The sequence below is a fragment of the Pseudomonas urmiensis genome (assembly GCF_014268815.2).
In the GTDB taxonomy this organism is placed as follows: domain Bacteria; phylum Pseudomonadota; class Gammaproteobacteria; order Pseudomonadales; family Pseudomonadaceae; genus Aquipseudomonas; species Aquipseudomonas urmiensis.
The window spans coordinates 4,263,562-4,278,321 of record NZ_JABWRE020000001.1 but is presented as its reverse complement, the minus strand read 5'-3'; the positions used below and the strand labels follow the sequence as shown (position 1 = coordinate 4,278,321).

Genomic DNA, 14,760 nt, shown 5'->3' with positions numbered 1-14,760 from the left:
CGGTACTGATGACAAACCCTGTATCATTCTTCGTCTTAAAAGTGCTGTAGCGCCGTGATGCCTTGCTAGGAGAAAACCCCCATGAGCCATGTGTTGGACGACCTGGTCGACCTGCTGAGCCTCGAAGCGATCGAGGAGAACCTGTTCCGCGGACGCAGCCAGGACTTGGGCTTTCGCCAGTTGTATGGCGGCCAGGTGCTCGGCCAATCGCTGTCGGCGGCTAGCCAGACGGTCGAAGACGCCCGTCATGTGCATTCGCTGCATGGCTACTTCCTGCGCCCAGGCGATGCCAGCCTGCCGGTGGTCTACTCGGTCGACCGGGTACGTGACGGCGGCAGCTTCAGCACCCGCCGGGTCACCGCGATCCAGAAAGGCCACACCATTTTCACCTGCAGCGCCTCGTTCCAGTACGACGAGGAAAGCTTCGAGCACCAGGCGCAGATGCCTGATGTAGTCGGGCCGGAGAACCTGCCCAGCGAAGTCGAGCTGGCCAGCGCCATGGCCGATCACCTGCCTGAGCGCATCCGCGATAAAGTGCTGTGCGCCAAGCCAATCGAGATTCGCCCGGTGACCGAGCGCGATCCGTTCAACCCCAAGCCGGGCGATCCGGTGAAGTACGCCTGGTTCCGCGCCGACGGCAACCTGCCGGACATCCCGGCGTTGCACAAATACCTGTTGGCCTATGCCTCGGACTTCGGCCTGCTGACCACCTCGTTGCTGCCGCATGGCAAGTCGGTGTGGCAGAAGGACATGCAGATCGCCAGCCTCGATCATTCGCTGTGGTTCCACCGCAACCTGCGTGCCGACGACTGGCTGCTGTACGCCACCGACAGCCCCTGGGCCGGTAATGCTCGTGGCTTCTGCCGCGGCAGCATCTACAACCGCGCCGGCCAGCTGGTGGCCTCGTCGACCCAGGAAGGCTTGATCCGCCATCGCAAGGACTGGGCATGAGCCTGAGTGACGTGCGCAACTGGGTGTTCGACATGGACGGCACCCTCACCGTCGCGGTGCATGATTTCGCCGCGATTCGCCAGGCGCTGGGCATCCCGCCCGAGGACGATATCCTCACCCACCTGGCGGCGTTGCCGGCCGCTGAAGCGGCAGCCAAGCATGCCTGGTTGCTGGAGCACGAGCGCGACCTGGCGATGGCTTCGACCGCCGCCAGTGGTGCGGTCGAGCTGGTGCGTGAGCTGGCCGGGCGTGGTTGTCGGCTGGGGATTCTCACCCGTAATGCGCGGGAGCTGGCGCATGTCACGCTGGAGGCGATTGGCCTGGCCGATTGCTTTGCCGTCGAGCACATCCTGGGGCGTGACGAAGCGCAGCCCAAGCCCAGCCCTGATGGCTTGTTGAAGATTGCCCAGGCCTGGGAGGTGGCGCCGAGCGAGCTGGTGATGGTTGGCGATTACCGGTTTGATCTCGACTGCGGCCGGGCTGCCGGGGCGCGTACAGTGTTGGTGAACTTGCCGGATAACCCTTGGCCTGAGCTGGTGGACTGGCATGCGGCGGATTGCCGGGCATTGCGCGCCATGTTGGGTTGAGCGCACCGGCCTCATCGCGGGGCAAGCCCGCTCCCACGCAAACCGCGCCCTAAGCACGCCTCTGTAAAACACGAACTTGCGTGGGAGCGGGCTTGCCCCGCGATGACGGCGGCCCATGCAACGCCAGCTCTCATCTAAGCTGCATTGCACTTCTTGCCCACCATTAAAGGAATCCAGCCATGTCCAGCAAGGCCATCTACGTTCAACCCGGCGGCGGTTACGACAAGGTCCAGGTCGGCACCCGCGAGGCTGCCGCGCCACAGGCGGGTGAGATCACCGTGCGCCTGCACGCCAGCTCGCTCAACTACCACGACTTCGCCGTGGTCAGCGGCATGTGGGGGCCGAGTGAGCGGCGTATTCCCATGGCCGATGGCGCTGGCGAGGTAATCGCAGTTGGCGCTGGGGTCAGCGAATTCAAAGTCGGCGATGCCGTGGTCAGTACCTTCTTCCCCGATTGGCTGGACGGTCAGGCCCAGGTCGAAGGCTTTGCCAGCGTGCCCGGCGATGGCATCGACGGCTATGCCCGCGAGCAGGTAACCGCCCGCGCCACTTCATTCACCCTGGCGCCCAAAGGCTACAGCCACGCCGAGGCCGCGACCCTGACCACTGCAGGCCTCACCGCCTGGCGTGCGCTAATGGCCGATGATCGTTTGAAACCTGGCGACAGCGTGCTGGTGCAAGGCACTGGCGGGGTGTCCATCTTCGCCCTGCAATTCGCCAAACTGGCGGGCGCTACCGTGATCGCGACCTCGTCCAGTGACGCCAAGCTCGAACGGCTGAAGTCGTTGGGCGCCGATCACTTGATCAACTACCGCAGCACCCCGGCGTGGGGCGAGAAAGTTCGTGAGCTGACCGATAACCGCGGGGTTGATCATGTCATCGAGGTGGGCGGCCCGGCGACCCTCGAGCAGTCGATGATCGCTGCGCGTATTGGTGGGCATGTTTCGTTGATCGGGATTCTGACCGGCGTGGCTGGGCAGTTGCCGCTGGTGCAGGCGTTGGTCCGGCAGATTCGTCTGCAAGGCGTGCTGGTGGGCAGCCGCGCCCAGCAGCAGGCCATGGTGCGGGCGATCGATGCCAATGGCTTGCGGCCGGTGGTGGACAAGCATTTCGAGCTGGAGCAGATCGTCGAGGCGTTCCAGTACCAGGAGAGCAACAAGCATTTCGGCAAGATCTGCCTGACCTTCTGAGTCCATGGTTTTTGGGGGCTGCGAAGCAGACCCCAAAGCCAATTTCAAAGATGTAATGGATTGTGTTGGAAAGCCCCCCGAGCAATACATTTGCGCACACCGGAGAGGCAGACCTGCTCGCTAAAATGCCGCGCTTCGATTCCCCGCAAGAGGATTCCCTCCGATGCGCCGCGCGCTCCATGCCTTGCTGTTACTTGCCATCTGCCTGGGCTTCGCCCACCCCGCCAGCGCCATTGAAGTCACCGACGTACTCGGTCGCAAGGTGTCGATGGACCACGCGCCGCAGCGCATCGTCCTCGGTGAGGGGCGGCTGTTTTTCGCCCTGGCGCTGCTCGACCGTGACAATCCGTTCCAGCGGGTAGTCGGTTGGCAGAACGACATGCGCCTGCTTGACCCGCACACCTACCAGGTCTACGCCGAGCAATACCCACAAATCGCCAAGCTGCCGCTGATTGGCCAAGCCTCGGAGCAGAGCGTCAGCGCCGAACAGATCCTGGCCCTCAAGCCCGACCTGGCAATATTCAGCATCGCTGGCGAAGGCCCGACGCAGCACAGTCCAGTGGCCGACCTGCTGGCCCAGGCGGGCGTGCCGGTGTTGTTCATCGACTTTCGCGTCCAGCCAATTCGCAACACCCGCGTCAGCCTGCAAGCGCTCGGCCAACTGCTGGGCCGTGAGCAGCAGGCGCAGGACTACCTGAAGCTGTATGACTGCCACCTGGCGCGGGTCACCGAGCGGGTTGTCGGGCTCAAGGAGAGCGAGCGGCCCAAAGTCTTCCTTGAGCTGCTGGCGGGGGTCTGGCAGGCCCCTGGGCACACCACCGGCAAGAGCGGCCTGGGCAGCCTGGTGCTGGCGGCGGGCGGGCACAACATTGGCGCCGACGTGGTGCCTGGGGCGCTCGGTGATGTCAGCGTCGAGTATGTGTTGCAGGCCGACCCGGATGTCTATATCGCTACCGGCAATCGCGCACCTGGGGTGTTGCTGGGTGCAGGCGTTTCAGCCGACACCGCCCGGCAAAGCCTGTCGCGTATCACCGCCCGGCCAGAGTTCGCGCCATTGCGACCAATCCAGGCAGGCCAAGCTCACGCCCTGTGGCATGACTTCTACAACTCGCCGTTCAACATCCTGGCGCTCGAAGCCATGGCGCGCTGGATTCATCCCGAGCGCTTCGCCGATGTCGACCCGCAGGCAACCATGGATGACATCAACCAGCTGTTGCGGGTAGGCCTTGCCGGCCATTACTGGATCGACGCCAAGTGACCGCGCTGGTGCAAGACGGCGCGACGCTGGCGGCCTGGCGCTACCGTCGACTGCTGTGGCGCCGGGCCGGGCTGGTGGCCGGGCTGGCGCTGTTGCTGCTGCTGGCGGTAGTGGGCGATCTGGCCAGCGGCTCGTCGGGGATGGGCCTGGGGCGCCTGCTGCAAGGGGTGTTCGAGCCACACAGCCTGAGCGCCACCGAGCAGGTGATCATCTGGAATGTGCGCTTGCCCTACGCCCTGATGGCGGTGCTGGTTGGTTCGGCGCTGGCCCTGGCTGGGGCCGAGATGCAGGCGATCCTCGATAACCCGTTGGCCAGCCCGTTCACCCTGGGGGTGTCCTCGTCAGCGGCGCTCGGCGCCTCGTTGGCCATTGCCTATCCCGTGAGTGTTGCCTGGTTGCAGCCGAGCGTGCAGGTGCCGCTGATGGCGTTCGTCTTCGCCTGCTTGTCGGTGCTGCTGTTGCAGGCCATGGCGCGCTTGCGTGGGGCGGGGGTCGAGAGCCTGGTGCTGTTCGGCATCGCCCTGGTGTTCAGCTGCAACGCGCTGGTGTCGCTGTTGCAGCTTCTGGCCAGTGAAGACGTGTTGCAGCAACTGGTGTTCTGGACCTTGGGTAGCCTGGCCCGGGCCACGTGGCACAAGCTGGCGATTCTTGCAGCGGTGCTGGCGCTGGTGCTGCCGTTCTCGTTGCGCGCGGCGTCGGCCATGACCCTGTTGCGCATGGGCGAGGAGCGCGCCCGCAGTTTTGGCGTCGATACCCGGCGTTTGCGGATTGCGTCGTTGCTGCGCATCAGTCTGCTCTCGGCAACTGCCGTGGCGTTCGTTGGCACCATCGGTTTCATTGGCCTGGTCGGTCCGCACATTGCCCGCCTGTTGGTGGGCGAGGACCAGCGTTTTCTGCTGCCGGCCAGTGCGTTGGTCGGGGCGCTGCTGCTGTCGCTGTCATCGATTGCCAGCAAGCTGATTTTGCCGGGGCTGATCGTGCCCGTCGGGATCGTCACGGCCTTGGTCGGTGTGCCGGTGTTCGTCGCCTTGGTGTTCAGCCGGGGGAGGCGTCTATGAGCCTGCTGATCAACGATCTATCGGTGGCCTACGGGGCGCGCACGATTATCCACAACGTGAGCTTGCCGACCTTGCCGGCCGGCAGTCTGGTGGCGCTGGTCGGCCCCAATGGTGCCGGCAAATCGACCTTGCTGCGGGCGATTGCCGGGCTTGAACGGATGCAAGGGGAGATCAGCCTTGCCGGTGAAGACGTCAGCCGACTGGGCTTTGCCGAACGCTCGCGGCGCTTGGCCTACATGCCGCAGCAACTGCCGCCGGGGCTGGCGCTGGGGGTGTTGGAAAGTATCGTCGCGGCGTTGCGGGTGAGTGGCGTCGACAACCTGTTGGCACTGGCCTATGAGGCGCTGACCAGGCTGGGTATCGAGCATTTGGCCGAGCAGCCGCTCAATAGCCTTTCTGGAGGGCAGCGCCAGTTGGTGGCGTTGGCGCAATTACTGGCGCGCAATCCGCAGGTGTTGTTGCTGGATGAACCGACCAGTGCGCTGGATTTGCACTACCAGCTGCGGGTGATGGATACGGTGCGGGAGCGGGTGGTCGCGCATCGTTTGCTGGCGGTGGCGGTGTTGCACGATATCAACCTGGCGGCCAGCTACGCCGACTGGCTGGTGGTGCTGCACCAGGGCAGGGTGGTGGCCTGTGGTACGCCGGAGCAGGTGCTGGAGCCGGGAATGCTGGCTGAGGTGTATGGCGTCCAGGCTCGGGTGGAGCGATGCTCGCAGGATCGTTTGCAGGTGTTGGTGGATCGTGCGTTGGTTTGAATATGGGTTGGGGCAGTGGCGGCCTCTTCGCGGGCAAGCCCGCTCCCACAGGTATTGCGTGGACATGAAGATTGTTGGGTGTCAGTGGGGGATTGTTTGAGGGGCAGTGCCGGCCTCTAGGCGGGCAAGCCCGCTCCCACAGGTATTGTGTGGACATGAAGATTGTTGGGTGTCAGTGGGGGATTGTTTGAGAGGCCGGTGCATACAGCACACCGGCAGCAGTCACTCCGGCAACAACCGATCCCGGCTATTGGACAGGTGCAGACAGATCGCCGCCCGCGCCGCATCCGGGTCCTGGCGGCGGATGGCGTTGAGGATCGCTTCATGTTCGAGGTTGGCCAGGTACGCATGCCGGGCCAGCTTGGACCCTGAGCGTTCATCCGCGGCCAGCTGGTTACGCGGAATCAGGCCACTGCCCAGCTGCGCCATCATCTGGGTGAAATACACATTGCCAGTGGCCTCGGCGATCAGCAGGTGAAAGCGCCGATCAGGTTCGATGCAGCTATCCCCGGCTGCCGCCAGGTCCTGATGATCGTCCAGCGCCTGGCGCATGCGCTGCAGCTGCTGCTCGCTTCGGCGCAACGCCGCAAGCGCCGCAGCCTGGCCCTCCAGGCCGATGCGCAGTTCAAGCAGGTCGCGCACGCTGGCCGCATTCTCGGCGCCCACGCGCAGGCCCGACTGGGCCTGACGTTCAATCACGAAAGTACCAATCCCGTGGCGCGGCTCGACCAACCCCGATGCCTGCAATTTCGACAGTGCCTCGCGCACCACGGTGCGGCTGACGGCATGCTCGCGCACCAGGCTGTTTTCCGAGGGCAGTTTGTCGCCAGGTTTGAAGGTGCCCAGGAGAATCTGCTGGGTCAGGCTGGAGACCAGGTCATGGGCGCGGCTGTGACCGCGTTTACGCAAGGTTTCGAGGTTGTCGGCTGAGGTCATGGCGCTGCTCGCGAAGGTGATCGTACAAGTGCGGCGTGATTAGGGCGAGATTAGCACCCTGGCTTGTATGACAAGTAATTTTTTCAGATTTTTTCTACCCGCGTATCCCTGAAGTGTCGCCCCCTGGTTTTTCGCATATCTTGCTATTTCACCGATTTTTGCAGTTTTATCAGCTTGTATTTTGTTTTTTGACGACAGGTTGCGTTCTTGTCGTACAACTGCGCAGGGCATATTCTCTTGCCACTGGCATGTCAGACAACCAGGCGGACTGCCTCCCGCCGCGACATCCATCGACCCGCACAAAAACAATTAGTGGGAGATTCCACAGTGAACGACACCCTCGATCCGTCCGCCCGGCGCGACGATGTGTTGGCAAGCGCAGTGGCCAAGGTCAAACGCCATGTCCTGCCGCTGTTCGTCATCATGTTCATCGTCAACTACCTGGATCGCGTCAACATCGGCTTCGTCCGCCCGCACCTGGAGAGCGACCTGGGCATCAGCGCCGCCGCCTATGGTTTCGGTGCTGGCCTGTTCTTCATCGGCTACGCGCTGTTCGAAGTCCCCTCGAACATGCTCCTGCAACGTGTCGGCGCACGTGTGTGGCTGACCCGCATCATGTTCACCTGGGGGCTGGTGGCCACGGCCATGGCCTTCGTCCAGACCGAGACCCAGTTCTATGTCCTGCGCTTTTTGCTCGGTGTGGCTGAGGCAGGATTTTTCCCGGGGGTGATCTACTACTTCACGCGCTGGCTGCCCGCCGCCGAACGGGGCAAGGCAATCGCCATCTTCCTCAGTGGCTCGGCGGTCGCCTCGCTGATTTCCGGCCCGCTGGCTGGGGCATTGATGCAGATCCAGGGCCTGGGCATGCACGGCTGGCAGTGGATGCTGTTCATCGAAGGCATGGCCTCGGTGTGCCTGTGCTTCTTCGTCTTGTTCTGGCTCGACTCCAAGCCGCACGATGCCAAATGGCTGAGCCGTGCCGAGCAGGATGCGCTGGTTGAGGTCATCGACCGCGAGCAGCGTGAGCGCGAAGCGGTCGGGGTCGTCAAGACCTCCTCCTGGAGCCTGCTCAAGGACCGCCAGATCCTGCTGTTCTGCGGCATCTACTTCTGCATCCAGTTGACGATCTATGCCGCGACCTTCTGGCTGCCGAGCATCATCAAGCGCATGGGCGATCTGTCTGATCTGCAGGTCGGCTTCTTCAACTCGATCCCGTGGCTGATCTCGATCATCGCCATGTATGCCTTCGCCGCCGGTTCTGCGCGCTGGAAGTTCCAGCAGGCCTGGGTCGCTGGCGCATTGGTCATCGCCGCCATCGGCATGTTCATGTCCACCACCGGTGGGCCGGTGTTCGCCTTTGTCGCGGTGTGTTTCGCCGCCATCGGTTTCAAGTCGGCCTCGGCGTTGTTCTGGCCAATCCCCCAGGGCTACCTCGACGCCCGCATCGCTGCGGCGGTGATCGCCTTGATCAACTCGGTGGGCAACCTCGGCGGCTTTGTCGCGCCCACCACCTTCGGCTTGCTCGAACAGCACACCGGTTCCATCCAGGGCGGGCTGTATGGCCTGGCCGTGACCTCGGTGCTGGCGGCGATCGTGGTGTTCTTCGTCCGCACCGGCCCCAAAGACAGCGCCTCCAATGACCTCAAGCCGCAGTCGGCGTTGAGCCAGACTCACTGAACCTGCAGGACAACCCAGATGAATATGCACAGCACCCAAGACTCCTTCAGCGCCAGCCAGGTGCAGACCGGCACGCCGGTGGTGACCGAGCTGCGCGTGATCCCGGTGGCCGGGCACGACAGCATGCTGCTCAACCTCAGCGGCGCGCACGGGCCGTTCTTCACCCGCAACATCGTTGTGCTGCGCGACAGCGCCGGCAACACCGGCCTGGGCGAAGTACCCGGTGGCGAGACCATTCGCCAGACCCTCGAAGATGCCCGCAGCCTGGTGATGGGCCAGCCGCTCGGGCATTACCAGCGCGTGCTCAACGCCATGCGCCAGACCTTTGCCGGGCGTGATGCCGCCGGCCGCGGCCTGCAAACCTTCGACCTGCGCATTACCGTTCATGCCGTCACGGCCATCGAATCGGCGCTGCTCGATCTGCTCGGCCAGCACCTGGGCGTGCCGATGGCGGCGTTGCTCGGCGAAGGCCAGCAGCGTGAAGCGGTGAAGATGCTTGGCTATCTGTTCTACATCGGCGACCGCCAGCAGACCGACCTGGCCTACCGCAACGAAGCCGAGGCCGACGATGACTGGCTGCGCCTGCGCCACGAAAAGGCGCTGACCCCGGAAGCGGTGGTGCGCTTGGCCGAGGCCGCCAAGGCGCGTTATGGCTTCAGCGACTTCAAGCTCAAGGGTGGCGTGCTGCGCGGTGAAGAAGAAATCGAAGCGGTCACCGCCTTGGCCGAGCGCTTCCCTGAAGCACGCATCACCCTCGATCCGAATGGCGCCTGGTCACTGAAGGAGGCGATCGCCCTGTGCCGTGACCAACACCAGGTGCTGGCCTACGCCGAGGACCCCTGTGGGGCGGAAAACGGCTACTCGGGCCGTGAGGTGATGGCCGAGTTCCGCCGCGCCACCGGCTTGCCCACCGCCACCAACATGATCGCCACCGATTGGCGGCAGATGGGCCATGCGATCCAGTTGCAGTCGGTGGACATCCCCCTGGCCGACCCACATTTCTGGACCTTGCAAGGCTCGGTGCGGGTCGCGCAGATGTGCCACGACTGGGGCCTGACCTGGGGCTCGCATTCGAACAATCACTTCGATATTTCCCTGGCCATGTTCACTCAGGTCGCGGCGGCGGCGCCGGGTGAGATTACCGCGATCGACACCCATTGGATCTGGCAGGACGGCCAGCGCCTGACCCACGAGCCGCTGCGCATCGTCGACGGCCATGTGCGTGTGCCGCAGCGGCCGGGGCTGGGGGTGGAACTGGATGAAGACCAACTGGCCAGGGCCCATGAGTGCTATCGCAACATGGGGCTGGGCGCGCGCGACGACAGCGTGGCGATGCAGTTCTTGATTCCGGGCTGGAGCTTCGATAATAAGCGGCCTTGCCTGGTGCGCTGAAGCTATTGAACATGGCCTCTTCACCCGCGAAGAGGCCATGTTTGACTCACCACAGAACGCGGGTCTCACGCCACCACCTGTGGGAGCGGGCTTGCCCGCGAACAGGCCAGTAAAGCCACTACACAATAGCGCTCAAGCAAAAAAACGCCGGGCCACCTCGACAAACTCCGCCAACACCGGATTGGGGTTATCACTGCAATACGCCAAGAACATCTCCGCCTCCTGCTCAGTCTGCACCAGCGGCCTGAACACCACCTGCTCCATATGCAGTGCCTGCGCCGACGCGGGCACCACCGCGATCCCCAGCCCGACATTGACCAGACCAATGATCGAGTGCGTCTGCCCCAACTGGTGAATGTACTGCGGCTGCACCTGATGGCGGGCGAACAGGTTGGCGATGCGGTCATGGAAATAGCGCCCCTCGCTCTCGCTGTACATGATGAACGGCTGCTGATCGAAGTCGTGCGGGCCGAGTTCGGCCTTGACTGCCAGCGGGTGGCCAGCGGGTAGCGCTGCGACGAACGGCTCACGGTGAATCAGCACGTATTCGACCCGGGCGCTGGGCATCACCTGGCGCACGAAGCCGACATCGATCATGCCCGTCTCCAGCGCATGCACCTGGCCGAGCGAGACCCGTTCGCTCAACTCCAGGTCGATGCCGGGCAACACTTCGGCGGCATGCACCAGCAGCTGCGGAATCAAGCTGTACGCGCCGACTGCGGTAAAGCCCAAGGTCAGCCGCCCGGCTTCGCCGTGGGCGATACGCCGGGCCGACTGACTGGCCGACTCGGCGATTTGCAGAATGCGCCGGGCATCCTCCAGAAAGTTCTGCCCCGCCGGGGTCAGCCGCGCCTGACGATTGGTGCGCTCCAGCAGCAACACGCCCAACGAATGCTCGAGTAGCTGAATCTGCCGACTCAGTGGTGGCTGGGTCATGTGCAGGCGAACGGCCGCGCGGCCGAAATGCAGCTCTTCGGCAACCGCTACGAAGCAGCGCAGTTGGTGCAGTTCCATCATTCAATTTCCGTATTATTCGATCCACTATCTATATTAGACCTGTATCGATCGCGGTCCTAGCATCGGAGTCATTCACCTCCACTGCCGGACGCCAACGATGCCTCACGACAATCGCGCAACCATCGACCTGCTGCTGACCCAACCCGTCCCCGACGCCATCGACGACGTGCTGATGCGCGAGTACCGCGTGCATCGGCTGTATCAGCATGCGCATCCCCAGCGCCTGCTCGATGAAGTCGGTGGGCGGATTCGTGGTGTGGTCACTGGTGGCGCCAAGGGCCTACCCAACGCACTGATGGATCAGTTGCCAGCGCTGGAGATCATCGCCATCAGTGGCATCGGCACCGATGCGGTGGACCTGGCCCGCGCCGCCGAGCGCAACATTCATGTCACCACCACCCCAGGCGTGCTGACCGATGACGTGGCCGACATGGCGATCGGCTTGATCATCGCCACCCTGCGTCGCCTCGGCGAGGGCGAGCGATTGGTCCGCGATGGGCTGTGGGGCACAGTCAACCTGGCGCTGGCGCGCAAGGTCAGCGGGATCGACCTGGGCATCGTCGGCTTGGGCCGGGTAGGGCAGGCGATTGCTCGGCGTGCGGCGGCCTTCGACATGCGCATCGCTTACTGCGACCGGCAAGAGAAGCCCGAATCCGGCTACCGCTACGTCAGCGATCTGCGCGAGCTGGCGCGCTCGGTGGACGTTCTGGTGCTGGCCGCCTCGGCCGACGACGGCAAGGCCATCGTCACCCGTGAAGTGCTCGAAGCGCTGGGGCCGCAGGGTTACTTGATCAACGTCGCCCGCGGCAAGCTGGTGGACGAGCAGGCGCTGGTCGAGGCCCTGCGCGAGCAGCGCATTGCTGGCGCCGGTCTGGATGTGTTCGTCGACGAACCGAACGTGCCGCCAGCCTTGCGTGATCTGGCCCAGGTCAGCCTGCAGCCGCATCGCGCCAGCGCCACGCTGCAGACCCGGCAGGAGATGGGCCAGATAGTGCTCGACAACCTGGCCGCGTGTTTCCGTGGCGAGTTACCGCCGCAGCGCGTCACCCGCACCTGAGGCCGCCGCAGACACCCCACAGCCTCCGGGCCGTTCACCTCCCGACAAGAACAATCGCTTCCGCCGAGAAGCAAGAGGTCATCATGAACAGCAAATCCGCCGCCGCCCCGCTGGTGCAGGCCAGCGTAGGCCGTCATCGCTTCCTGGTCCTGGCGCTGATCTTCGTCATCACCGTGATCAACTACGCCGACCGCGCCACCCTGTCGATCACCGGTACCGAGGTGCTCAAGGACCTCGGCCTGGACCCGGTCATGCTCGGCATGATCTTTTCAGCCTTCGCCTGGGCCTACGCCCTCGGCCAAGTGCCCGGCGGTTGGCTGCTCGACCGCTTCGGCGCACGGCGGGTGTACGGCATCAGCCTGATCCTCTGGTCGCTGTTCACCCTCATGCAAGGCACGGTCGGCTGGATGGGCCTGGCCGGTGCCTCGGCGGCGGTGGCGTTGTTCTCCATGCGCTTCATGCTCGGCCTGGTCGAGTCGCCGGCGTTTCCGGCCAACTCGCGGATCGTCAGTTGCTGGTTCCCGACCCGCGAGCGCGGCACCGCTTCGGCCTTGTTCAACTCGGCGCAGTACATGGCCGTAGTGGTGTTCGCGCCGCTGATGGCCTGGATGACTCACGCCCTTAGCTGGGAGCAGGTGTTCATCTGGATGGGGGTATTGGGGCTGCTGTTGAGTGTGGTCTGGTTCCGCCTCTACCATGAACCGCACAGCGCGCCAGGGTTGAGCCGCGAAGAGCTGGAGTACATGCGCGAGGGCGGCGCGTTGGTCGACCTGGAGCGCGAGCGCAAGACCGCCAAGAGCAAACCGACCCGCGCCGAGGTGCTGCAGCTGTTCACCAGTCGCAACCTGTGGGCGGTGTACCTGGGCCAGTACTGCATCACCGCGCTCACTTACTTCTTCATTACCTGGTTCCCGATCTACCTGATCAAAGGCCGCGGCATGACCATCATGGAAGCCGGCTGGGTTGCCGCGTTGCCTGCGATCTGCGGGTTTACCGGTGGCATTTTGGGTGGGTTCATTTCCGACTGGCTGATCCGCCGTGGCGTACACCCTTCCCGGGCGCGCAAGACCCCGTTCGTGATCGGCATGGCGCTGTCGACCAGCCTGGTGCTGGCCAACTATGTCGATGGCAATGCTGCGGTGATCATGCTGATGACCCTGGCGTTCTTTGGCAAAGGCCTGGCAGCGGTGGGTTGGGCGGTGCTGTCGGACGTGGCGCCGAGCAAGATGGTCGGCTTGTGTGGTGGCGTGTTCAACGGCATCGGCAACATCGCCGGGATCATCACCCCGCTGGTGATTGGCTACGTGGTGGCCAGCACGGGTTCTTTCGATAACGCTCTCTGGTTCGTCGCCGCGCACGGCGTGCTGGGGATCCTCGCTTACCTGTTGCTGGCCCGGCGCTTCGAGCGCACCGGACAGGCGTAGGCAGACGCCTGAGCAACGGGGCCCCGGGAGACCGGGGCTTTTTTATGGGTGCGGCAGTCTGATCGGTGCTGGCTTCTTCGCGGGCAAGCCCGCTCCCACAGGGTCTGTAGGGTTTGCAGTGGGTGTGTTGAGTCAAAACTGGCTCAACGCTGGGCTGAAATCTTCGCGGGACCTGTGGGAGCGGGCTTGAACTGGTCAACTTATTTTGGACACCAGTTAAGGTTTCATGCCGCATCCTTGAGCTTTTTCTCCATGGCTACCGGGGTTTGATAACCGTTGTAGCTGTGGAGGCGCTTCAGGTTGTAGCGGACCAAATAAGCCTGAACGTCAGCCCGCGCCTGTGCTTCGGTTTCATAACCCCCTGCGGGAATCCACTCTGACTTCAGGGCCCCAAAAAAGCGCTCCATGGCGGCGTTATCCCAGCATTGTCCTCGATGGCTCATGCTCTGATTCATGTCGTACTCTTCAAGTGCAGCCCTGAACTTGTGGCTGGTGTACTGGCATCCCTGGTCGGAATGAAACATCACATCCTTCGGCTTGCCGCGGGATTCGGCCGCCATGCGTAGCGCGCTGCAGGCCAGCCTGGCGTCCGCAATCATTGAAAATGCCCAGCCCACCACCCGTCGTGCGTACAGGTCGAGCACAGCTGCCAAGTACAGCCAGCGCTTGCCAACCTGGATATAGGTCACATCCCCACACCACACTTCGTTGATCGTCGAAACTTTGAAATTCCGCTTCAACTGATTTTCTGCAATCAGCGCTTCCGCGCCTGAAGAACGGTACCGGTGCGGCCGGCGCTGCCTGCATTTCAGGCCAGCTTCACGCATCAGACTACGCACTTTGTAGCGTCCGACTTTATGGCCGTCACGCCGCAGTTCCTCGGTTAGTGTTCGCGATCCAGCCGAACCTCGAGAGACTTTGAAATGGCCCTCTACAGCCGAGCGTAACTGATCCCGCTCTGGATTTTTCCGGGCTTGGCGTTTGCGCCATGCATAGAAACTGCTGCGCTTGACCCCAAGCACGCGACAGCATTCGACGATACCGTATTGCTCACTCAGCTCGTTGATCAGCGAAAACGATCTTTGGAGTCCCGAAGCAGGAGAGCACTGGCCTTTTTTAGGATTTCGATATCTCGGTCTTTCTGCCGAACCAACGCCTCCAACTCTTGGATTCGTTGTTGATCCGGGGTGATAGCCTTGGCTCCAGCCGGTACCTTGCCCTCTCGCTCCTTGCGCACTTGCTCAACCCAGCGACGCAGGGCTGTAGGCCCAATTTCAAGCATTTCACAGACTTCGGGTACTGATTGACCACCGTCGAGCACCATCTCAGCAGCCCGGATTTTCTGTTCTTTCGAGTATGACTTTCGCACTGATTTTGCCTCCAATTGGGCGCCATCATAGCGCCCGTAGAAGGTGTCCAAAATCATTAGGCCAGATCAGCTTGCCCGCGAAGAGG

General features: G+C 63.3%; 14 protein-coding genes. 10 read left to right on the top strand and 4 right to left on the bottom strand.

Features of this window, described 5'->3' with window-relative positions:
• Positions 1-81 precede the first annotated feature (81 nt).
• The 6 genes from tesB (at position 82) to HU737_RS19260 (ending at position 5,802) form a co-directional block, all read left to right on the top strand.
• Positions 82-951, top strand: coding sequence for an acyl-CoA thioesterase II (gene tesB / locus HU737_RS19285; RefSeq protein ID WP_186557731.1), 870 nt, complete (start codon positions 82-84; stop codon positions 949-951).
• Entirely contained in the window at positions 948-1,538 is a 591-nt protein-coding gene (locus HU737_RS19280) for an HAD family hydrolase (protein ID WP_186557732.1), read from the top strand. The genes tesB and HU737_RS19280 overlap by 4 nt, the downstream gene beginning before the upstream one ends.
• A gap of 179 nt (positions 1,539-1,717) precedes the next feature.
• Positions 1,718-2,728 carry a zinc-dependent alcohol dehydrogenase family protein gene (locus HU737_RS19275; RefSeq protein WP_186557733.1) on the top strand — a complete coding sequence of 337 codons (1,011 nt, stop codon included), beginning with the start codon at positions 1,718-1,720 and terminating at the stop codon, positions 2,726-2,728.
• A gap of 163 nt (positions 2,729-2,891) precedes the next feature.
• Positions 2,892-3,986, top strand: coding sequence for an ABC transporter substrate-binding protein (locus HU737_RS19270; protein ID WP_186557734.1), 1,095 nt, complete (start codon positions 2,892-2,894; stop codon positions 3,984-3,986).
• Positions 3,983-5,044 carry a FecCD family ABC transporter permease gene (locus HU737_RS19265; protein ID WP_186557735.1) on the top strand — a complete coding sequence of 354 codons (1,062 nt, stop codon included), beginning with the start codon at positions 3,983-3,985 and terminating at the stop codon, positions 5,042-5,044. Before HU737_RS19270 ends, HU737_RS19265 begins: the two co-directional genes overlap by 4 nt.
• Positions 5,041-5,802 (top strand): ABC transporter ATP-binding protein, encoded by a 762-nt coding sequence (locus HU737_RS19260; RefSeq protein WP_186557736.1) that lies wholly within the window; start codon positions 5,041-5,043, stop codon positions 5,800-5,802. The genes HU737_RS19265 and HU737_RS19260 overlap by 4 nt, the downstream gene beginning before the upstream one ends.
• 222 nt (positions 5,803-6,024) lie before the next feature.
• Here the strand turns inward: HU737_RS19260 and HU737_RS19255 are convergent, their stop codons facing one another.
• A complete protein-coding gene (locus tag HU737_RS19255) occupies positions 6,025-6,738 on the bottom strand; it encodes a FadR/GntR family transcriptional regulator (protein WP_186557737.1) in 714 nt (237 codons plus the stop codon).
• Positions 6,739-7,065: 327 nt separating this feature from the next.
• Between HU737_RS19255 and HU737_RS19250 the strand changes: the two genes are divergently transcribed.
• Together HU737_RS19250 and gudD are read left to right on the top strand one after the other, a co-directional pair.
• On the top strand, positions 7,066-8,415 hold the full coding sequence (locus HU737_RS19250) for an MFS transporter (RefSeq protein ID WP_186557738.1): 1,350 nt from the start codon (positions 7,066-7,068) through the stop codon (positions 8,413-8,415).
• 24 nt (positions 8,416-8,439) lie between these two features.
• Positions 8,440-9,807 carry a glucarate dehydratase gene (gene gudD, locus HU737_RS19245; RefSeq protein WP_186557741.1) on the top strand — a complete coding sequence of 456 codons (1,368 nt, stop codon included), beginning with the start codon at positions 8,440-8,442 and terminating at the stop codon, positions 9,805-9,807.
• 132 nt (positions 9,808-9,939) lie between these two features.
• Here the strand turns inward: gudD and HU737_RS19240 are convergent, their stop codons facing one another.
• Positions 9,940-10,824, bottom strand: a complete 885-nt coding sequence (locus HU737_RS19240) for a LysR family transcriptional regulator (RefSeq protein ID WP_225915624.1) — start codon at positions 10,822-10,824, stop codon at positions 9,940-9,942.
• Positions 10,825-10,921: 97 nt separating this feature from the next.
• On the opposite strand from HU737_RS19240, the gene HU737_RS19235 reads away from it, so the two are divergent.
• Together HU737_RS19235 and HU737_RS19230 are read left to right on the top strand one after the other, a co-directional pair.
• Positions 10,922-11,881, top strand: coding sequence for a 2-hydroxyacid dehydrogenase (locus HU737_RS19235; protein ID WP_186557739.1), 960 nt, complete (start codon positions 10,922-10,924; stop codon positions 11,879-11,881).
• Positions 11,882-11,964: 83 nt separating this feature from the next.
• Complete coding sequence (locus HU737_RS19230) at positions 11,965-13,305, top strand: MFS transporter (RefSeq protein WP_186557740.1); 1,341 nt, start codon at positions 11,965-11,967, stop codon at positions 13,303-13,305.
• 224 nt (positions 13,306-13,529) lie between these two features.
• Here the strand turns inward: HU737_RS19230 and HU737_RS19225 are convergent, their stop codons facing one another.
• Both HU737_RS19225 and HU737_RS26265 read right to left on the bottom strand, forming a co-directional pair.
• The gene (locus tag HU737_RS19225; protein ID WP_367616058.1) at positions 13,530-14,345 is read right to left on the bottom strand and encodes an IS3 family transposase; all 816 of its coding nucleotides are present in this window, start codon (positions 14,343-14,345) and stop codon (positions 13,530-13,532) included.
• A 26-nt stretch (positions 14,346-14,371) separates the two neighbouring features.
• Positions 14,372-14,731, bottom strand: a complete 360-nt coding sequence (locus HU737_RS26265; protein WP_225915574.1) for a transposase — start codon at positions 14,729-14,731, stop codon at positions 14,372-14,374.
• Between the last annotated feature and the right edge of the window lie 29 nt (positions 14,732-14,760).